Genomic DNA, 18,084 nt, shown 5'->3' on the forward strand with positions numbered 1-18,084 from the left:
CTTAGGTTTACAGCAAGCCGCTTTCGGATTTTTTAATCAAGCTGTGTAACTCCGGGGTGACCATGGCGATGTCTTCCTCGTATTTGAGTAGTACGTTGAGGGTGTCTTCTACCAGTTGTTTAGACAGACTATCGCTGTGCAGCAGCAGGAGGCTGCGGGCCCAGTCGATGGTTTCGCTAATAGCGGGTTGCTTCTTTAAATCGAAGCTGCGCACGCTGTGAACAAAGTCGACCAGTTGGCGGCGTAGGGCCTCAGGAACCTCGGGCACCCTACTCTGCACAATTTGGTTTTCTAATTTGGCCTCAGGAAAGGGAATATAGAGGTGCAGGCAGCGACGCTTTAAGGCGTCACTGAGGTCGCGGGTGTTGTTGCTAGTAAGAATGACTAGGGGTTTGTGCACTGCGCTCAAGGTGCCGATTTCCGGCAGGGTGACTTTGAAGTCGGCGAGAATTTCTAGCAGCAGGGATTCAAACTCATAGTCGGCTTTGTCGATTTCGTCTATTAATAGCACCGCGCCGCTGTCGCTTTGCAAGGCTTTGAGCAGTGGCCGGGGTTCGAGAAAGCGCTCGGAATAGAAAATATCGTCAAAATTATGCAGGCGCTCAACCGCCGAGCTTAGGCCTTCAGCGCCGTCGAGTATTTCTTGCAACTGTTCCTTTAAAACCTGCACATACAATAGTTGCTTGCTGTATTTCCAGTCGTAAAGCGCCTTGCTTTCGTCGAGGCCCTCATAACATTGTAGACGGAACATGGGCTTGTTGAGCATGGCGGCGGTGGCATTGGCCAGCTCGGTTTTACCTACGCCCGGTGGGCCTTCAATAAGAATGGGGCGTTCTAATTGCTGGGCAATATACAGGGTGGTGGCAATTGCGGAGCTAGCGATATAGCCCTGTTCCGCCAGTTGGGCGATGAGGGTGTCGATATTGTTGCGGGCGTCACTCATAGCAAATATTCCAATATTTAGCTGTTATTGTTGCGCGAGGGTGAAATAAGGCGCGCCAAGCGCTGACAGTGCTGGGGGTAGTCGTGTTGAATTTGCGCGGCGCTGGCCAATTGGTGGTCGGCAAAGTCGAAGCCGGGGCACACTGCCTCGGAAATTAGGCCATAGTCGCCAGCGCACAATTCCGAGGCTTTCCAGTAACCGCCGGGTACCAATATTTGCAGTTGTTCGCCAGCACCAATATTTGGCCCCATTACTTTTTGCTTCAACTCGCCGTTGGGTGAGATTAGCGTGTAACGCAGCGAACTGCCGCCCTGCCAAAAATGCAAAATATCAGAGCGATTGCGGTGTAGGTGACCAATAGGACTGTCGGCGGTGAGTAAATAATAGATCGACGACAGGGCGGGGCGGCCATTAATGCTGTGTGGCGCGGTATAACTACGGCGAAAATAGCCGCCTTCAAGATGGGGCTCTAGGCCGAGTTGGGCGATAATTGTTGCGCTGTTCATTGCAGCATTAGCTACAGGGGGCGCTGCCGGTGTTTGCATCAGCCACCAGTGGTATTCATAAACCGCACGATTTGCGGTTCGCCGTCGAGATCAAAGTGATGGCGTTCCGGCTTTAAGTCCATGGCCTTGATAATGGCAGTCTGTAATACCTGATCGTCGCCGGGGTGGGCCTCAATGATCTCTTTTAAGTTTAGCGAATGCTCGTTGCCGAGACAGAGCAGTAGCCGCCCCTCTACGGTTAGTCTCACCCGATTACACAGATGGCAAAAATTGTGGCTATGGGGGGAGATAAAACCTATGCGACTCAGGCTGTCGGCCATGCGGTAGTAGCGCGAAGGGCCGCCAGTGGTTTCCGTGCTGGTGGTTAAAGGATAGCGGGCGTGGATGGTGTCGCGAATTTGCTCGCTGCTAATAAAGCTCTGTGCGCGGTCGTGTTCGCTAATCTGACCAAGGGGCATTTCTTCTATAAAGCTGATATCAACATTTTTGTGGCGGGCGTAGTCGACTAAGTCGATTATTTCGTCGTCGTTTCTGCCCTTGAGAATCACCGCATTGAGTTTGATGCGCTGGAAACCAGCGGCGACGGCGGCATCGATACCGGCCAGTACCTTACTGAGCTCGCCAAAGCGGGTTAATGCTTTAAAGCGCTCGGGCTGAAGGCTGTCGATGCTAATATTCATGCCAGTCAGGCCGGCTGCTTTGAGCGGACCTGCGTATTTGTCGAGCTGGGCGCCATTGGTGGTCAGGTGCAGCTGCTCAAGTTTGTCGAGTTTGCCGAGGCGTTCAACCAAGGCCATGACATTGTTGCGGACGAGCGGCTCCCCGCCAGTGAGACGAATTTTCTTAACGCCCAGCTCAACAAAATTGCTGGCAATATCGTACAACTGCTCAAGACTGAGAATTTGCTTGCGCGGCAAAAAGGTCATATCTTCCGCCATGCAGTATACGCAGCGGAAATCGCAGCGGTCGGTGACCGAGAGTCGCAGGTAATCGACGCTGCGACCAAAGCGGTCTTGAAGTGGGGCGCTTGTGCTAGTCATGCTAGCGATGTTAACACAGGCTGGGCCAACTGGCTTTGTGTGTAGTGGGCTGTAAATGGATTTTAAAATAGTGAAATTTGGTCAATATAGGGGTTAAAAATGAAGATTTTCAATATCTTGGCGGGAATTGCGCTCTGTGTGGCACTGCCTCTGCAGGCAGCTGAATCAACAGCGAAAACTCAGGAATCTAGCGCTACTGACGCGTCGGCCAGTGCCCAGGCCAGTCAAACAGCGGTGATTTATGATCGCCACGGCCAGCCCATTACCGCGATGCAAGCAGGAAAAGCCCGCGCAGCGGAAGAGGCGGTTCGTAAAGCAGGTGTGCCGCCTGACTCTACCGAGGCGGCAATGATCCGCATCAGTATGGGGCAATCACCAGAAACCGCCTATGAACCTAATGATGGTATTTATGACGCCGAGGGCAAGCCCATTAATAGTCGCCAAGCGGCCGAAGATTTAGCCGTGGTAGAGGTGATGCGCCGGGGTGGTGTTGAGCCTGGGTCGGAGCGCGATGCTCAGATTCGCGCGGCGGCTAAAGGCGAGGCGACAACCCCAGAGGGCGAGCCAGTTGACGAGCAAACCATGGAAGACGTGGCCAAGGAAATCGCTGTACAGCAGACTATTTTAGCGACCGGTGTGCAGCCGGGCTCGCCTAATGAGTCGCTGATTCGTATGGGCGCGGATGTGATGATGGAAAAATTTAAGAGCTGGCGTTAAGCCGCAATTGGCTTAAGCACGTTTGGCGGCCGCTGGGGTCGCCAAAGCCACTGTAGCGGTCTACGCGTGGCGTTTTTTGCCAGTGTCCTGTCTCCATTTGTCATTGTCTGTAGCGATGTGGAGAGTAAAGTGTGGGCAAAATACGCCAATCTCACCGAATTTTGCGTTTGCCGCTAAACGCCCTGAGGACAGAACAATGACCAGTCAAACGATTAAACGCTACCCGATGCCCATGCCCTTTGGCTGGTTTGCGGTGTCTTATTCCGATGAACTGGCGCCCAGCGAATCTCGCGCGGTGCATTACTTTGACCAGGAATTGGTGCTATTTCGCACCGAAGCGGGTAAAGCGGTGTTAATGGAAGCCTATTGTCCGCATTTGGGTGCGCACCTCGGTCACGGTATTCACGAGCGCTCGGGTACGGGCGGCGGCCGGATTGAGGGTAATAATATTGTCTGCCCTTTTCACTCGTGGAAATTTAGTCCCGAGGGCGAGTGCGTAGAAGTGCCTTATGCCAAGAATATGCCGCCAAAAGTGGCGGGCAAAAAGTGCCTCAAAACCTTCCCTATTACGGAAACCAATAAGGTCATTTGGGCGTGGTATCACCCTGATGGCGCCGCACCACTGTGGGACGTGATAAGTCACGACGAAGCGAATAGCGATGACTGGTCTCCCCAAGACCGCTATGAGTGGATCATTCATACTCATCCCCAAGAGATGGCCGAAAATGCCGCCGACCCCGCACATTTTAAGTACGTGCATGGCACTGCTTCTTTCCCTGAGTGGGAAACCACTTACGACGGTCCAATTGTGCGAGGCTTGCAGGTGGCTAATATGCCGACGCCCAGAGGCGAGGTGAAAGGCTCAATTCGCACCGGAAGTGCTGGTCCCGGTCAGGGTTTTACCAAGTTTGAAGGGATTGCCGATACCTTTTTATTGGGTATGACCACGCCAATTGACGAGCACAAGGTGCAGGTACGCTTTGCGTTTATTCAGCCTAAAGTGAATGGCGAAGTGAAGAAAGGCGGTGTGAATGCGGCAATCATTGCCAATATTGTTGGCCAGCTAGAAGAAGACAAGCCAATTTGGGAACACAAAATCTATCGTCCTCTCCCAATTTTGTGCGATGGCGATGGCCCTATCGCTAAATTCCGCAAATGGTATAGCCAGTTTTACGCTGGGGGTTTTGACCCCCGCGCCCTATAAGGGAAATTCTACCATTTTGGGAGGTGAGCGAGACCGCGTTTTTACCAGCGTCTCTCGTCTCCCGTTGCCCGTTCTGCGGTATACTCTGCCAACGAGTTTATCGCCGGATTGAGCAAATGCGTTTTTTAATAACTGTTTTTTTTATTCTAGTTAGCTGGGTTCCCCTCGCTCAGGCGGCGTGTATTTTGCCGTTGATGCCGCAAAATTTAGCAGATGGTGCGGTTGCTGATGTTGACGAGATGAATGTAAGTAAACGCCGAGTAGAACGCTATTTGGATGACAGCCAACGCTATTTGAAATGCCTAGATACCATGGATAAAACGGCGGTAGGTACTGGTCGGGATAATGATGAGCGGCGACGTAAACGAATAGCAAATTATAACGTCGCTATGAAAAACATGAACGAGATATTACGTATTTACGATATCAGCGTAACTGAATTTAATCAGCGCTAATTTTTATATTTCTGGCCTGTAAATACTGCGCCAAATTTGCACTTGCAGGTTCTTCGCCCAGAATAATCGCCGACTGCCTTGCCGGTTTACCCGGTGTTTCTGCTAAACCCAACTCTCCCATAAGGAAGGCAACGCGCCGCGCGATGGCCTGACCCGAGTCCACCCAGTTTATATTGGGTAACAAGACTGATAATTGTGGCTGCACCAGAGGGAAATGGGTGCAGGCGAGAATAATCGTATCCATTGCTGAAAAATCAGTGTGTTGGCTAAAGGCCGTTTTTACCCTGCTTAAAACCGCATCCAAGGCATGCTCATGCCAAATAAAATTTTCAACCGCTGGCGCGAGCTCGGGGCTGCCAACGGCAATGATGTGGCAGTGGGCGGCAAAGTCTTGAATAAGCTGTGCGGTATAGGGCCTGCTAACGGTACCGGGGGTGGCCAGTAGGCCAATAACGCCGCTCTGGCTAAGGGCTGCGGCGGGCTTAATTGCCGGGACCACGCCCACCACGGGAATCGTAATTTGACTGCGCAGCGCAGGCAGTACGGCGGTGCTCGCTGAATTGCAGGCCATCACGAGTAAGTCGACTTTGTGGGTCGCTAATACTCTGCATACAGTTGCGCAAATGTGCTCGGTGAGTAGCGCTTCTGGCCATTCGCCATAGGGGAAGCCACCATGATCCATTACGTAGAGCAGATCAATTTCCGGGAGCAGATCGTGTATTGCGGCGCCAATGCTCAATGAGCCGACGCCGGAATCGAAGATCAGCACACGGGGAGTGTGCTGGTTGGCACTCACAGCAGGGCGAGAATTTTTTCGGCAGCGCTAACGTCAACACCACCAGCAGGTTCAACGGCGAGGTGGCTCACGGTGCCATTGTCGACAATCATGGCAAAACGCTTGGAGCGGCTACCCATACCAAAGCCGGTGGCGTCCATCTCTAGACCCAGAGCCTTGGTTAAGTCGCCATTGCCATCGGCAAGCATCAGCAGCTCTTCGGCATTTTGGGATTTACCCCAAGCATCCATAACAAAGGCGTCATTCACTGCCATGCAGACAATGGTGTCGACTCCGGCGGCTTTAATTTTGTCGGCATTAACAACATAGCCGGGTAGGTGTGTAAGTGAGCAGCCGGGGGTGAATGCGCCGGGCACGGCAAATAAAACGACTTTTTTACCGTTAAAGAGCTCCTCGGTGGTGATGTCTTGAGGGCCTTTTTCGCCCATCACTTTCAGTTTTGCTGCGGGAATTTTGTCGCCAGTCTGAATGCTCATAGTAGGACCTTAATATTATCAAACGAGTGTGATCAAGCAGTTTAGCAGAGCAATGGCCTGGGCGTAATCCACTTGAAAATCTAAAGTCAGCCACCATATTCTGGATAACAGCCGACGCGCTGTTCATGGTTTAGATTGAAGGTATTGGAGGTTTTTATCATGAATAGTTATTTGCCGTTTACCTTGTTCAATGAATTGCGTGATATAAATCGCGGATTTGATCGCCAAGCAAGTGATGGCGAGCGCGCCGCCCAGTGGCAGCCCGCGGTGGATATTTGCGAAAATGAGGGTGGCTTCTTATTGGTGATGGACGTACCGGGCATCGCGCCTGATGCAGTTGATATTACCGTGCACAACGGCGTGCTAACCGTGCAGGGCGAGCGCAAAACCGATGCGCAAGCGACCAAAAGCAGTATCAAAGAGCGCTGGCAGGGTCAGTTTATACGGCGCTTCAGCTTGCCTGAAGGCGTTGAAGCTGACGAAATTGCCGCCAAAATTGAACACGGCGTGCTGGCCCTGAATATCCCCAAGTCGACGGTAGATGAGCCGCGTAAGATTACGGTGCAATAAGCGCACATCAACACTGGCGAGCTTGCTACACTGGCTACCTTAATCCGCTGTCAGGCCCTTGTCTGGCAGCGTTGTTTTTTGCTCGTTGATGTGGAGTCCGGTTTTGATTACTCGCCAGCAATGTCGTTATGAATGGCAGGTTTTGCTTTTGGCCGTGGGGTTTCTAACGCGGTTACCGGTGCCCGCCGATCCAGATTTTAGTGAGGCTAAGCTTAATGGCGCCTCGCGTTATTTTCCCTCAGTCGGTCTTCTGGTTGGCGCGTTAGCGGCCATGATTTATGTTGCGGCTTTGGCGCTGTTTGGCAATAGCCTGATGGCAGTGCTGCTGTCGATGCTCGCCTCTATTCTGATTACCGGCTCCTTCCATGAAGACGGTTTTGCCGACAGCTGTGATGGCTTTGGCGGCGGTTGGCGCAGCGAAGACGTCTTGCGCATAATGAAAGACTCTCGCATTGGCACCTACGGCACGGTGGGTCTGATTTCTGTGCTGGCTTTAAAAGCCACCAGTTTGCACGCCTTGCCGTCAGTTGGTGTTGTGGTTGTCGCTCTGCTCTGGGCGCATGTGTTTAGTCGCTGGGTGTCGACCTCGTATTTGGTGGACCTTCATTATGTGCGCGGCGAAGGCAAGTCCAAACCCTTGGCGACCACAATGCCTCTTAGGTACTGGTTGTACTCCGGTGCGCCGCTGTTGCCACTGCTGTTCTTTATCGATGTTTATTCTTTTATAAGTTTGCTGATCATGGCCCTGCTGTTTCGCTGGGCATTTGCCGTCTATTTACGTCGTCGGATTGGTGGTTATACCGGCGACGCCCTTGGCGCTGCCCAGCAAGTGGTTGAAATTTTGGTGTATTTTGCTTTTTTGTTATAAGTAAAGGCGAAATTAGGGCGCTTGGCGCAAATTCACAAAGTGTGAATACTGCACAGTCTTAAACCATGATTTGGCGGCACTCATTGCGTCAACTACAGTCATAGCATTACAAGCAATTTATGGCTGAGGATACAGGCATGAACACAAATTTATTGGTAGGCGGCATATTTGGCGCAGTGGCAGTAACGGCAGCGGGCAGTTATGCGGGCTATAACACGATTGTAGAAAGTAAAAAGCCCCAGTTTGCCGAGGTTGTCGACAGCAAGGCCATTACCGAAACCTATTACACCGACCGTCAAGAGTGCTATGACGAAGTGGTTCAGCACCAAGCTGAAGTGAAAGATGGCAACCAAGTGACGGGCACAGTGATTGGCGCCGTATTGGGCGCGGTTATTGGCAAGCAGGTTGGCGGCGGTAACGGCAAGAAGCTTGCGACGGTTGCCGGCGCGGCAGCGGGTGGTTACGCGGGTAATAAAGTGCAGAAAAATATGCAGCAAAAAGATGTGTACACCACAACTGAGCAGCGTTGTAATACGGTGCAAGACCCCCATCAGAAAATTACCGGCTATAGTGTGACTTACCAGTTAGAGGGTAAAACCGATACGGTAATTATGGATCACAAACCGGGAGCGACAATTCCCGTTGAGAATGGTCAGCTGGTGCTGAGTCAATCGGATACCAGTAAACCAGAAACAACAAAATTTTAGATTAAGTATTACCCCTAGTCGTATCTGTGTATGAGGTGCGGCCAGAATTTGCCAAATGGAGTGAGCTGTATGACAACGAAATTAGCGAAGCGAAGCACGGCCGTGGTAATGAGCGGTTTTATGATTTGGACTGGTTTACTCGCCAGTACCGCATCGGCCTCAGTGATCAGTACCGATAAAATGGTGGCGGAGTACTCAGTAAAGTCTGAACGCGCTGAGATGAAGGCTGCGCTGGCCAGCGAAGATGTGCGGTCGCGCTTAGTGGAATTAGGTGTGTCACCGGCCGATGTTGAGGCCCGTATCGATTCATTAAGCCCCACCGAACTAGCCATGTTGCACGAACGTATGGATGAACTGCCAGCGGGCTCGGGTGCGGTTGGCCTGTTAGCGCTTTTGGTGCTCATATTCTTCATCACCGATATCTTGGGCATTACCGACATCTTCCCGTTTGTTAATGCGGCGAAGTAAAGCCCTCCTCCTCTTGTGCCTGCTTTTGCAGGCCTGTTCCGGTTTACCGTTAAAAGAATACGCCGAGACCCTCGGGCCTCGGCGCCAGTTAGACGTCCCGTTTATTGCCCAGCAGCAATATTATTGTGGTCCTGCAGCCTTGGCTGAAGTCGCTCAATACCGTGGTATTGACGCTGATCAAAACGACTTGGCCAAGCAACTGTTTATTCCTGGTAAAAAGGGTTCGCTGGCGGTTGAAATGCAAGCGGCCAGCCGTAGACTGGGTTTACTGCCCTACCCCTTAGCCAAAAATTTTCATGCGTTATTGCAAGAACTCGATGCGGGTAATCCGGTTTTGGTGTTCCAGAACTTGACCTTCTCATGGTGGCCGCAATGGCACTATGCCCTTGCCGTTGGTTACGATTTAGCCCGCGATGAACTTATTCTGCACTCAGGGGATCGCCCCTATTATCGCCTGCCCTTTTCAACGTTTATGGCGACCTGGTCGCGAACCAACAACTGGGCACGGGTTATGGTAGACAGCAGCCATTTGCCGGTCACGGCGGAGCCCTTAGTCACCATTCGCAGCGCCTACGCCTTTGAGCAAACTGGCCACCCTGAATTGGCGGCGGGCTTTTATGCTTTGGCCGCCGAGCGCTGGCCAGATTCCCTGCCGGTATTAACGGCGCAGGCGAATTTAGCCTTGGCACAGGGTGAAAGTCAGCGGGCGATTCAGGTGTTTGAGCGCTTATTGGCTCTCGCAAAGGATGATCCGGCGCTGTGGAATAATTACGCCTACGCGCTCTTAGCGGGTGGCTGTAAAGCCCAAGCGTTGACCGCCATTAGCCGCGCTGAAGCCTTGGCGCCGGAGGATGACGCGTATCGCGAAAGCGCCAGTGAAATCCGCGCCGCCGAGGCGGCAGCGGAGCACTGTTCTTCGGAGGGCGGCGAACCGCCTTAGCGTTTCTTTTGCTTAGCTTGGGCAAACAGTGCAGCCATCGTGGTATTTTCGGGCTTTGGTGCTTGCTTAGGCATGGCTGCTGGCTTGTTGCGCCCACCGCGTCGCTCACCACTGCTATTGGCGGCTTGCACGTCACTGGCTTTGTCGTCTAAGCGCATAGACAGTGCGATCCGCTTGCGCTGGGCATCGACTTCCATGACCTTAACCTTAACAATGTCGCCCGCTTTCACCACGCTGTGGGGATCTTTGACAAACTGATTGGCCAAGGCCGAGATGTGTACCAAGCCGTCTTGATGAACGCCAATGTCGACGAAGGCACCAAAATTAGTGACGTTGGTAACGACCCCTTCCAAGATCATGTCTGGCTCAAGATCAGAAATTTTTTCTATGCCGTCCTTAAAGGTCGCGGTTTTAAAATCTGGGCGGGGGTCGCGGCCGGGTTTATCTAATTCGGCAAAAATATCGGTAACCGTGGGTATACCAAAGCGTTCGTCGGCGTAGTCGGCTGGTTTCAGCGTTTTTAAGAAGCTGCTGTCGCCCAGGACGTTTTTCACTTCGCGACCGCAGCGGTTGACGATTTTCTCGACCACGCTGTAGGACTCGGGGTGCACTGCCGAGGCATCGAGTGGATTGTCGCCGCCAACAACACGTAAAAAGCCTGCCGCCTGCTCAAAGGTCTTGGCGCCAAAGCGATTAACTTCTTTTAATTGCTCGCGGTTTTTAAAGGCGCCGTTACGGTCGCGGTATTCAACAATATTGGCCGAGATACTTAGATTCAGGCCAGATACCCTTGCTAACAGCGCTGGTGAGGCGGTGTTTACATCTACACCGACTGCGTTTACACAGTCTTCTACCACGGTTTCCAAGGTGCGCGACAAGGCAGTTTGGGATACATCGTGCTGGTACTGACCTACCCCGATGGATTTAGGGTCAATCTTAACCAGTTCGGCCAGCGGGTCTTGCAGGCGGCGGGCGATAGAGATCGCGCCGCGAATGGTCACGTCGAGATCGGGGAATTCTTTGGCCGCGTATTCCGATGCCGAATAAATAGATGCGCCAGACTCGTTAACCATGACACTGGTGCAGCCCAGCTCGGGGCGAGCAGAGAGTACGTCTTTTACAAAGCGTTCAGTTTCGCGGCTGGCGGTCCCATTGCCTATAGCGATGAGCTGTACGCCGTGCTTTTTGATCAGCGCCAAGAGTACAGCGGCGGATTCGGCAATTTTGTTCTGAGGCGGGGTTGGGAAAATAGCGCAATGGTCGACGACTTTACCGGTAGCGTCGATAACGGCCACTTTTACGCCGGTGCGCATGCCGGGGTCGAGGCCGATGGTGGCGCGCTGCCCGGCGGGTGCGGCCAAGAGTAAGTCTTTGAGGTTATGGGCAAACACGTCAATGGCTGCGGTGTCGGCGAGTTCCCGCAATTGACCCAGCAAATCGGTTTCTAAATGGGTGTAGAGTTTTATACGCCAGGTCCAGCGAATCACTTCTTTTAGCCAGGTATCGGCGGGGCGCCCCTCGTCTTTCACTTTCCAGAACTCGGCGACCATGCCCTCGCAGGGATGAGTTGCGCCCTCTTCTTCACTGAACTTTATCGCCAAACTCAGAATGCTTTCGTTGCGGCCGCGAAACATGGCCAAGGCGCGGTGCGAGGGTGTGGTTTTCAGTGGCTCGCTATGGGCGAAGTAATCCCTGAACTTCTCCCCTTCCTGCTCTTTGCCGGTCATAACGGTGCTGCACAAAAGGCACTCATTCCACAAGAAGTTACGGAGCTTGGCGAGCAAGTTGGCGTCTTCGCTAAGGCGTTCCATGAGAATGTACTTGGCGCCGTCGAGTGCGCCTTTCACGTCGTTAATGCCCTGTTCTGCATTTAAATAATTGAGGGCGAGGCTGGCGGGATCTTGGCTGGGGTCGTCAAATAAGGTGTTGGCGAGGGGTTCTAAACCGGCTTCAATGGCGATCTGGCCCTTGGTGCGGCGCTTGGGCTTATAGGGCAGGTATAAGTCTTCTAGGCGGTTCTTGGTGTCGGCGCCGCGAATATCCCGTTCTAGCTCGGGGCTGAGTTTGTCCTGCTCGCGAATACTGTTGAGAATGGTTTCGCGCCGGTCTTCTAATTCCCGCAAATAGCCCAGCCTAGACTCCAAATCGCGCATTTGGGTGTCGTCGAGTCCGCCAGTGACTTCTTTACGGTAGCGGGAAATAAACGGCACGGTTGCGCCTTCATCTAACAGGGCAACGGCAGCGCTAACCTGCGCTTCTTTAACACCAAGTTCTTGAGCAATGCGGCTGGGGATGGAATTCATATGATCGGCTTATTAGATACGTGAAGCCGGACATTATGCAAAAACTAAGGCCGTGGTGCGAGGCTTGACAATAAGTTTTTTGGACTGCGGGAGACGCTTGATGGGAGACGAAAGACGCAAAGCGTGGATTCATGCGCTGCTTTCAATTTTTAGCGTCTCCCTTCTCCCGTCAAGCGTGTGGCTACGTTTCGCTCTGCGCTAAAGCTTCAAACAAGGCACAGCACTCATCATAAAAATAACGGTATTCCGGGCGGAGGTGCTCGGTAACCAGCGACATAATTTGAAATACGCCTTGATGAATCATCATTTCATTGCTGATATTGCGACCACGGAGGTGGGTGTAATTTAACCAAAAGGTCAGTGACATGGCGATATTGTCGCAAAGGCGTTCAAGTTGTAGGTCGTCGAGGTCGAGAAAGTTCTGGCCCCGCAATTCTAAGGTCACTGCTCGAGCGGCTTGTACTTTTAGCTCGAGTAATTTAGAAAATTTCTTGGCGATTTGTGGGTAGCGCTGAAGAATATCGTTGAGATTGCGATACAGGTAGCGGTGATTAAAAATGTGTTCAAAAACGATGTACAAATAAAACCAGGTGTCTTGGGCGCCAAGGTTTTTTTGCAGTGGTGCACTGAGGATATCAATCAGTTCAAGTTCGAAGGCGGCGTAGAGTTCGGGAATGATTTCGTCTTTGCCGTGGAAATGGTAATAAAGATTTCCGGGACTAATATCGAGTTCATTGGCGATATCAACGGCGGTGACATTGGGTTCGCCGTCAGTATTAAATAGGGCGAGACTGCTTAATAATATTTTGTCGCGGGTTTTCATCCGAGATAACAGACTCCTGTGAGCGAAGCGACAAGGTGCCATGAACCCAGCGTCTGTGTCCAGCGATGTCGATTAGATCAGCGGAAGTTTGGGTGTTACTAAAAGGGAAGATGAAAGCTTCATCTTCCCTTTAGAGATGAGCTCCGCTTACTTAGCGACAGCTTTCTTTGCGGGTGCTTTACGCGGTGCTTTCGCTTTAGGTGCTGCTTTTGCGGCAGTCTTGGGCTCAGCTGCTTCGGCGGCCGGTTTAGCTGCTTTGCTTAGCGCGTCTACTTTTTTGCTAAGGGCATCGAGCTTCTTCTCTAAACGGCTTAGATCGTCAGCACTGGCAGTGTGACCAAAACCAAGGCTGGCACGCATTTTACTAATGCGCTCTTCAATGGAAATAGTCTTACCAATATTGGTAGCTTCACCAAGTTTGGCGCGGGCCTGGGTTTCTAAACGATTGCCCTTGTCCACGAGTTCAGTGAACAGTTTAGGGGTTTCTTTACTGGCTTTCTCTAAGGCCTCGTGGGCTTCATCGTAAGCGCGGCCGTAGGCGCCAAGGCCGGCAAGCCAAATACTTTTAGCAACTTCGCCAGCGTGGTTGGTGGCGTCTTTAAGATCCTGCAGGCTTTTTTTGCTGTCTTTGCTCATGGCGTTCTCCATTGCAAAATAAAATAACTGAATCTGGTACACCAGTAAGAATACCTTGCCGGTGCGGAAACTGTGAGTCTGAACTTAGCTATGAAAAAAGCACGATGGCCATACGGCGCATCGTGCAAAAGCATAGGTGAGATAAAGACCTAGGATTTGGCACCCTAACGGGCACCGAATGCTTACGACGCGGTGGCTTCAGCTACAACGTCAGTTGCTTCAGCAGCGCTGCGCGAAACTTTAGACTTCACTTTTTCAAAGCCGTCACGCAGGGTTTTCAGCTGAGCTTCTACTGCTGTGTTGCTTTCGCTTTTCAGTTCTTCGAACTTGGCGATAGCTTGCGCTTTGGTGTCATTGAACTTAGCGATAGCTTGTGACTTGCTAGATTCAATTTTGCTCGTTACTTGGGTTTTGCTAGATTCAAATTTAGAAACTGCGTCGTTTTGCACTTTTTCGCCACGGGCAACCAAGCTGTCAAAGAATTCATTGCGCTTGCTGTAAGCGTCTTTAGCTTTGGTTTCAGTTTCTTTGATTTTAGCTTCAGTCTGCTTAAATACTTCTTGGCTTTGTTCAAAGACTATGCCAGCCAGACCTAGGTTTGCCAAAAACACTTCTTTTGCCAGTGCGTTAGCTTTTTCGATTTTACTTGCTTCGGTCATGATGACGTCCTCATTGAGAATGAAATAGTAGGCTATTTAGAGCCAGATTTCGGCGAGAACTGCTATTGCTCGCTGACTTGGGTGCAAGAGTACGGAGATTAATTAGAAAGCACATACTAATCCTGCGGTAAGTCCCTATTTCGCGCTTATTATATTCCCCGCATCGTTATACAGCATTAACGCGGTATTGCGCTTAGCGGGAAACTTAGGTTATATAGTTGTTACCTTCTAGGCCGCTTGTCGGAATATAACGAGGTATTCATGGCTCAAAACAAGAATAAAGCGGGGCAGCCCACGCCGTTGCGAACAGCAAGGGAGTTGCGGGTTATTTTTGAAATGCTGGCAATGGTCAGTTTTCGATCAACGCTGGACAAAATAAAGTGCGGCGACGGTCACCCGGTGGTAGTAGCGCCGTCTTTTATGACCGGCGATGGCGGCACCGCTGCACTGCGGGGCTTTTTGCGCCGTCGCGGCTTTGCGGCCTATGGTTGGGAGCAGGGCTTGAACAGCGGTATGTCTGAGCAAAAATACTTGGCTTACGAGCGCCACGTAAAAGAGCTTGCCGCGCGCCACTGCCGTAAAGTCAGTGTGATTGGCTGGAGCTTGGGGGGAATCTATGCCCGAACCTTGGCCTACAAAAATCCAGATATTGTTCGCCAAGTCATTACCCTGGGCTCGCCAATTCATATTCCCGGTATGGATGGGGTCACTGGGCCGGTTTTAAAGCTCTACGAAATGATGAATCCCGGTGCCCTAACTGATCCAATGTTAGAGTGGCAAAATTGCTGGCAGGCGACGCCGACTGTGCCGTCCACGGCTATGTACAGTGAGGGTGACGGTATTGTCGATTGGCAGTTCTGTATCGATAAGGAATTAAATAGCAATACTGAAAATTTGCGGGTGCCGGGCAGTCACGTCGGTTTAACCCATAATGTTGCGGTAATGTACGCCGTGGCGGAGCGTTTGGCGCAGCGCGAAGATCGCTGGCAGCCCTTCGATGTGAGTGGCTTGCGAAGCAGGGTTTACGCCCACTCGGCAGTGCCAGCCTAGGCTGTCTGGCATTGCGGCTAGGCGTCGGCGTTAAGCAGGCGCTCTAGGCAGTGCTCCTGAATACCATAAAAAGTTTTAATATCGGAAATCTGCTGCAGCACTTCGCTGTTGTCGCGGTGTTGCCGCCGCTTTTGTGCCAGTATCATTTTATTTTTACTGGTGTGCTCCAAAGAAATAAATTCAAAGACCTTGGTGTCGTAGCCATGCGCCTCCAGTAATAGCGCGCGTAGACCGTCGGTTAGCATTTCGGCCTCTTGGCCAAGGTGAATGCCGTGTTGGAGCAGTGGCGCGAGCGGTGCTGGGCTTTTCAGTTGGGGACGAAGTTGTTTGTGGCAGCAGGGCGAGCACATAATAATGTCGGCGTTGCTGCGAATCCCCATGTGAATTGCGTAATCGGTGGCAGTGTCGCAGGCGTGTAGGGCGATCATGACGTTAATGTGCTGGGCCGCGAAGTGTTGAACATCGCCCTGTTCAAATTTGATGCCCTGCAAGTTTAGCTTTGCGGCGGTGTTATTGCAGAGGTCGACCAGCTCTTGGCGCAACTCTACGCCGGTGACTTGGGTGCTCATGCCCAGTTTGTCGTGGAGGTAGTCGTGGAGGGCAAAGGTTAAATAGGCTTTGCCCGAGCCAAAGTCGGCAATGTGAATGGTCTCGCGTTCAGTTAGAGTCGTATTGCTGATGGCGGTGGCGAGTACTTCAATGAAGCGGTTGATCTGCTTCCATTTGCGGGACATGGCGGGAATAATTTGGCCCTGGGAGTCGGTTATGCCAAGCGCCTGTAAATAGGGTCGGCATTGCTCCACAAAGCGGTGCTTTTCGCGGTTGTGCTGCAGGGCTTCGGCGGGCGCAGTAGCGCTGTCTTTGTTGCGGTGTTTATTGAGTAGCGGCTTACCCTTCTTGCTAAAACGCAGTTGAATTTCCCAGTCGGTACTGACCATGTGGGCATTATTAAAGTCGTTGCCTAACCAGCGCTGCAGCAGGCTTACGGCGTCGTCTAAGCTGACATTTTTGGTGACGTGACGGCTGCGGTATTCATAGAGAAAGGACAGCAGTAGCGTGTTTTTTAGATTAATTGGGCGGATGCTGATGCGATTGAGTTCGGGTTCGTCACCCTGGTATTTAGATAGCACCAAGCGCTGTAGTTGGCCCTTATTAAACGCGTGCTCGCAGTCGCTAATAAAGCGGGTGGTGTGCTCTGCCGAAGGGTTTGCAGTCATAGGTTTGCCCAATAAGCAATCGAGGTAATACGCAGGGCGAGGCCTTCGCACTAGGGAGTGATAAGTGTGGGCCGGATAGGGAGATCCGGCAAGTTTACAGGCATAAAAAAGGGCAGCTAAGCTGCCCCTTTTTTATGGCGTATTGCTTAGGCTTGGGGGCCTGCGGCAATAATGGCCTCGGAAACGTCAAACTTCTTGATGTTTTCTTGGAAGAGGCGAGCCAGTTTAGAAGCTTCAGCATCATAAGCAGCTGCGTCGCCCCAGGCTTTGCGCGGGTTGATGTATTTGTCATCTACACCGGGAATCGCCTTGGGGATAGTCAGGTTTAGTGCTTCTAAGCGCTCAGTTTCGGCGCCAATTAGTGTACCGTTTTGAGCAGCGGCAACCACGGCGCGGGTTACGGGGATCGGGAAACGTGAGCCAGTACCGCCTGCTGCGCCTGAACCGCCAGTCCAACCAGTGTTGATTAAATAAACCTGAGAGTCGAAATCTTCGATGCGCTTCATCAGCAGCTCGGCGTAATCGCCAGCTGGACGAGGCATAAAGGGTGCGCCAAAACAGGTGGAGAACGTAGGGTGAATGCCCGCTTCTGCGCCCAGCTCGGTGGAGCCAACCCGTGCGGTGTAGCCACTCAAAAAGTGGAATGCAGCCGCTTCTTTAGACAGAATTGAAATTGGCGGAATGACGCCAGAGACGTCGCAAGTCAGGAAAATAACGGTCTTGGGCTCGCCTGCGGCGTTCTCAATAACACGCTTTTCGACGTTTTCTAGTGGGTAGCAGCAGCGACCATTTTCAGTCAGGCTGGTGTCGTCGTAGTCGGCATGGCGAGTGTGGTCGTCAATAACAACGTTTTCAACAATCGCGCCAAAGCGAATCGCGTCCCAAATAATGGGTTCGTTTTTCTGGCTCAGGTTGATTGTCTTGGCGTAGCAGCCGCCTTCAATATTGAATACCGAGCCTTTTGCCCAGCCGTGTTCGTCGTCACCGATCAAGTAGCAGCTTGGGTCGGCAGACAAGGTAGTCTTGCCCGTGCCAGACAGGCCGAAGAACAAGGTAGTTTGGCCAGACTCATCGACGTTAGCCGAGCAGTGCATGGGCATCACGTCTTTTTCAGGAAGCAGGAAGTTCTGTACGGAGAACATTGCTTTTTTCATCTCGCCGGCATAACGCATGCCAGCCAGCAGGACTTTGCGCTGCGCGAAATTGATAATAACGCAGCCGTCAGAGTTGGTGCCGTCACGCTCAGGCTCGCAAACAAAACCCGCGCAGTTGAGGATAGTCCACTCTTCTTTGCCTTTGGGATTGTATTTGGCGGGGCGCACAAACATATTGCGGCCAAACAAACCCTGCCATGCCGTTTGGGTGTTCACAACCACGGGAATGTAATGGTCTTCGTGGGCGCCAACGTGGAGTGAAGATACAAAGCTGTCATGATCGGCTAAGTAGTCTTCAACGCGATCCCAGAGGGCGTCGAATTTAGTGGCATCGAAGGGACGGTTAACGCTGGTCCAGTCGATCGCATCGGAGGTCGATGGCTCTTGTACAATGTAGCGATCGCCAGGTGAGCGGCCGGTGCGCTTGCCGGTAGTAACGACGAGTGCGCCGCTGTCGGCGAGACGGCCTTCGCCGCGACTCAGGGCTTGCTCAATTAGTTGAGCGGGGCTTAAATCGGTGTAAATCGTCGTTTCAGCACTCATTCTCTGTTT

The 18,084-nt window shown here is 52.1% G+C and carries 20 protein-coding genes; 9 read left to right on the forward strand and 11 right to left on the reverse strand.

The annotated features are described in order from the left end of the window. Window positions 1-7: 7 nt before the first annotated feature. Genes AZF00_RS00450 through moaA form a run of 3 tightly spaced genes read right to left on the reverse strand, consistent with a single transcriptional unit; the run spans window position 8 to window position 2,489 of the window. Window positions 8-943, reverse strand: a complete 936-nt coding sequence (locus AZF00_RS00450) for an AAA family ATPase (protein ID WP_008253271.1) — start codon at window positions 941-943, stop codon at window positions 8-10. 17 nt (window positions 944-960) lie between these two features. Then, window positions 961-1,449: a cupin domain-containing protein gene (locus AZF00_RS00455; RefSeq protein WP_040804479.1), complete on the reverse strand. Its 489-nt coding sequence runs from the start codon at window positions 1,447-1,449 to the stop codon at window positions 961-963. A gap of 38 nt (window positions 1,450-1,487) precedes the next feature. After that, entirely contained in the window at window positions 1,488-2,489 is a 1,002-nt protein-coding gene (gene moaA / locus AZF00_RS00460; protein WP_008253273.1) for a GTP 3',8-cyclase MoaA, read from the reverse strand. A 99-nt stretch (window positions 2,490-2,588) separates the two neighbouring features. On the opposite strand from moaA, the gene AZF00_RS00465 reads away from it, so the two are divergent. The 3 genes from AZF00_RS00465 (at window position 2,589) to AZF00_RS00475 (ending at window position 4,865) form a co-directional block, all read left to right on the forward strand. Further along, a complete protein-coding gene (locus AZF00_RS00465) occupies window positions 2,589-3,206 on the forward strand; it encodes a hypothetical protein (protein WP_008253274.1) in 618 nt (205 codons plus the stop codon). Window positions 3,207-3,402: 196 nt separating this feature from the next. Continuing rightward, on the forward strand, window positions 3,403-4,410 hold the full coding sequence (locus AZF00_RS00470) for an aromatic ring-hydroxylating oxygenase subunit alpha (protein ID WP_008253275.1): 1,008 nt from the start codon (window positions 3,403-3,405) through the stop codon (window positions 4,408-4,410). 116 nt (window positions 4,411-4,526) lie between these two features. Then, the gene (locus tag AZF00_RS00475; protein ID WP_008253277.1) at window positions 4,527-4,865 is read left to right on the forward strand and encodes a hypothetical protein; all 339 of its coding nucleotides are present in this window, start codon (window positions 4,527-4,529) and stop codon (window positions 4,863-4,865) included. Here AZF00_RS00475 and murI read toward each other — a convergent pair. Then, window positions 4,852-5,661, reverse strand: a complete 810-nt coding sequence (murI, locus tag AZF00_RS00480; protein ID WP_008253278.1) for a glutamate racemase — start codon at window positions 5,659-5,661, stop codon at window positions 4,852-4,854. The two genes, AZF00_RS00475 and murI, sit on opposite strands and share 14 nt — an antisense overlap. Then, the gene (locus AZF00_RS00485; protein WP_008253279.1) at window positions 5,658-6,137 is read right to left on the reverse strand and encodes a peroxiredoxin; all 480 of its coding nucleotides are present in this window, start codon (window positions 6,135-6,137) and stop codon (window positions 5,658-5,660) included. Before AZF00_RS00485 ends, murI begins: the two co-directional genes overlap by 4 nt. A gap of 159 nt (window positions 6,138-6,296) precedes the next feature. Here AZF00_RS00485 and AZF00_RS00490 point away from each other — a divergent pair, with 159 nt between their 5' ends. The 5 genes from AZF00_RS00490 (at window position 6,297) to AZF00_RS00510 (ending at window position 9,690) form a co-directional block, all read left to right on the forward strand. Then, the gene (locus AZF00_RS00490) at window positions 6,297-6,707 is read left to right on the forward strand and encodes an Hsp20/alpha crystallin family protein (RefSeq protein WP_008253280.1); all 411 of its coding nucleotides are present in this window, start codon (window positions 6,297-6,299) and stop codon (window positions 6,705-6,707) included. Between the two features lie 103 nt (window positions 6,708-6,810). Continuing rightward, window positions 6,811-7,575: an adenosylcobinamide-GDP ribazoletransferase gene (locus AZF00_RS00495; protein WP_008253281.1), complete on the forward strand. Its 765-nt coding sequence runs from the start codon at window positions 6,811-6,813 to the stop codon at window positions 7,573-7,575. A 137-nt stretch (window positions 7,576-7,712) separates the two neighbouring features. Beyond that, on the forward strand, window positions 7,713-8,282 hold the full coding sequence (locus tag AZF00_RS00500) for a glycine zipper 2TM domain-containing protein (protein ID WP_008253282.1): 570 nt from the start codon (window positions 7,713-7,715) through the stop codon (window positions 8,280-8,282). A gap of 69 nt (window positions 8,283-8,351) precedes the next feature. Continuing rightward, window positions 8,352-8,750 carry a PA2779 family protein gene (locus AZF00_RS00505; RefSeq protein ID WP_008253284.1) on the forward strand — a complete coding sequence of 133 codons (399 nt, stop codon included), beginning with the start codon at window positions 8,352-8,354 and terminating at the stop codon, window positions 8,748-8,750. Further along, window positions 8,737-9,690, forward strand: coding sequence for a PA2778 family cysteine peptidase (locus AZF00_RS00510; RefSeq protein WP_050985234.1), 954 nt, complete (start codon window positions 8,737-8,739; stop codon window positions 9,688-9,690). Before AZF00_RS00505 ends, AZF00_RS00510 begins: the two co-directional genes overlap by 14 nt. On the opposite strand, the gene AZF00_RS00515 is transcribed toward AZF00_RS00510, so the two are convergent. From AZF00_RS00515 to AZF00_RS00530, 4 genes are all read right to left on the reverse strand, one after another. After that, complete coding sequence (locus AZF00_RS00515) at window positions 9,687-11,993, reverse strand: Tex family protein (RefSeq protein WP_008253287.1); 2,307 nt, start codon at window positions 11,991-11,993, stop codon at window positions 9,687-9,689. The genes AZF00_RS00510 and AZF00_RS00515 overlap by 4 nt on opposite strands. Window positions 11,994-12,174: 181 nt before the next feature. Then, window positions 12,175-12,816 (reverse strand): TetR/AcrR family transcriptional regulator, encoded by a 642-nt coding sequence (locus tag AZF00_RS00520; protein WP_008253288.1) that lies wholly within the window; start codon window positions 12,814-12,816, stop codon window positions 12,175-12,177. Window positions 12,817-12,963: 147 nt separating this feature from the next. Beyond that, a complete protein-coding gene (locus AZF00_RS00525) occupies window positions 12,964-13,452 on the reverse strand; it encodes a phasin family protein (protein WP_050985235.1) in 489 nt (162 codons plus the stop codon). A 182-nt stretch (window positions 13,453-13,634) separates the two neighbouring features. Then, window positions 13,635-14,111, reverse strand: coding sequence for a hypothetical protein (locus tag AZF00_RS00530; protein WP_008253290.1), 477 nt, complete (start codon window positions 14,109-14,111; stop codon window positions 13,635-13,637). A 261-nt stretch (window positions 14,112-14,372) separates the two neighbouring features. On the opposite strand from AZF00_RS00530, the gene AZF00_RS00535 reads away from it, so the two are divergent. Continuing rightward, the gene (locus AZF00_RS00535) at window positions 14,373-15,161 is read left to right on the forward strand and encodes an alpha/beta fold hydrolase (protein ID WP_008253291.1); all 789 of its coding nucleotides are present in this window, start codon (window positions 14,373-14,375) and stop codon (window positions 15,159-15,161) included. 17 nt (window positions 15,162-15,178) lie between these two features. Here AZF00_RS00535 and AZF00_RS00540 read toward each other — a convergent pair whose 3' ends face one another. Both AZF00_RS00540 and AZF00_RS00545 read right to left on the reverse strand, forming a co-directional pair. Next, window positions 15,179-16,378: a class I SAM-dependent methyltransferase gene (locus AZF00_RS00540; RefSeq protein WP_008253297.1), complete on the reverse strand. Its 1,200-nt coding sequence runs from the start codon at window positions 16,376-16,378 to the stop codon at window positions 15,179-15,181. A gap of 146 nt (window positions 16,379-16,524) precedes the next feature. Next, the gene (locus tag AZF00_RS00545; RefSeq protein ID WP_008253300.1) at window positions 16,525-18,075 is read right to left on the reverse strand and encodes a phosphoenolpyruvate carboxykinase; all 1,551 of its coding nucleotides are present in this window, start codon (window positions 18,073-18,075) and stop codon (window positions 16,525-16,527) included. Window positions 18,076-18,084 lie beyond the last annotated feature (9 nt).

The organism is Zhongshania aliphaticivorans, from assembly GCF_001586255.1.
Lineage (GTDB): Bacteria > Pseudomonadota > Gammaproteobacteria > Pseudomonadales > Spongiibacteraceae > Spongiibacter > Spongiibacter aliphaticivorans.

Excerpts from the sequence above, each read along its gene's own strand:
- AZF00_RS00510 (WP_050985234.1), top strand. The coding sequence starts at position 8,737 with ATGCGGCGAAGTAAAGCCCTCCTCCTCTTGTGCCTGCTTTTGCAGGCC.
- AZF00_RS00450 (WP_008253271.1), bottom strand. The coding sequence starts at position 943 with ATGAGTGACGCCCGCAACAATATCGACACCCTCATCGCCCAACTGGCG.
- AZF00_RS00485 (WP_008253279.1), bottom strand. The coding sequence starts at position 6,137 with ATGAGCATTCAGACTGGCGACAAAATTCCCGCAGCAAAACTGAAAGTG.
- AZF00_RS00475 (WP_008253277.1), top strand. The coding sequence starts at position 4,527 with ATGCGTTTTTTAATAACTGTTTTTTTTATTCTAGTTAGCTGGGTTCCC.
- AZF00_RS00490 (WP_008253280.1), top strand. The coding sequence starts at position 6,297 with ATGAATAGTTATTTGCCGTTTACCTTGTTCAATGAATTGCGTGATATA.
- AZF00_RS00520 (WP_008253288.1), bottom strand. The coding sequence starts at position 12,816 with ATGAAAACCCGCGACAAAATATTATTAAGCAGTCTCGCCCTATTTAAT.
- AZF00_RS00455 (WP_040804479.1), bottom strand. The coding sequence starts at position 1,449 with ATGAACAGCGCAACAATTATCGCCCAACTCGGCCTAGAGCCCCATCTT.
- AZF00_RS00470 (WP_008253275.1), top strand. The coding sequence starts at position 3,403 with ATGACCAGTCAAACGATTAAACGCTACCCGATGCCCATGCCCTTTGGC.
- AZF00_RS00525 (WP_050985235.1), bottom strand. The coding sequence starts at position 13,452 with ATGAGCAAAGACAGCAAAAAAAGCCTGCAGGATCTTAAAGACGCCACC.
- AZF00_RS00505 (WP_008253284.1), top strand. The coding sequence starts at position 8,352 with ATGACAACGAAATTAGCGAAGCGAAGCACGGCCGTGGTAATGAGCGGT.
- AZF00_RS00540 (WP_008253297.1), bottom strand. The coding sequence starts at position 16,378 with ATGACTGCAAACCCTTCGGCAGAGCACACCACCCGCTTTATTAGCGAC.
- AZF00_RS00500 (WP_008253282.1), top strand. The coding sequence starts at position 7,713 with ATGAACACAAATTTATTGGTAGGCGGCATATTTGGCGCAGTGGCAGTA.
- AZF00_RS00465 (WP_008253274.1), top strand. The coding sequence starts at position 2,589 with ATGAAGATTTTCAATATCTTGGCGGGAATTGCGCTCTGTGTGGCACTG.
- AZF00_RS00530 (WP_008253290.1), bottom strand. The coding sequence starts at position 14,111 with ATGACCGAAGCAAGTAAAATCGAAAAAGCTAACGCACTGGCAAAAGAA.
- AZF00_RS00535 (WP_008253291.1), top strand. The coding sequence starts at position 14,373 with ATGGCTCAAAACAAGAATAAAGCGGGGCAGCCCACGCCGTTGCGAACA.
- moaA (WP_008253273.1), bottom strand. The coding sequence starts at position 2,489 with ATGACTAGCACAAGCGCCCCACTTCAAGACCGCTTTGGTCGCAGCGTC.
- AZF00_RS00515 (WP_008253287.1), bottom strand. The coding sequence starts at position 11,993 with ATGAATTCCATCCCCAGCCGCATTGCTCAAGAACTTGGTGTTAAAGAA.
- AZF00_RS00545 (WP_008253300.1), bottom strand. The coding sequence starts at position 18,075 with ATGAGTGCTGAAACGACGATTTACACCGATTTAAGCCCCGCTCAACTA.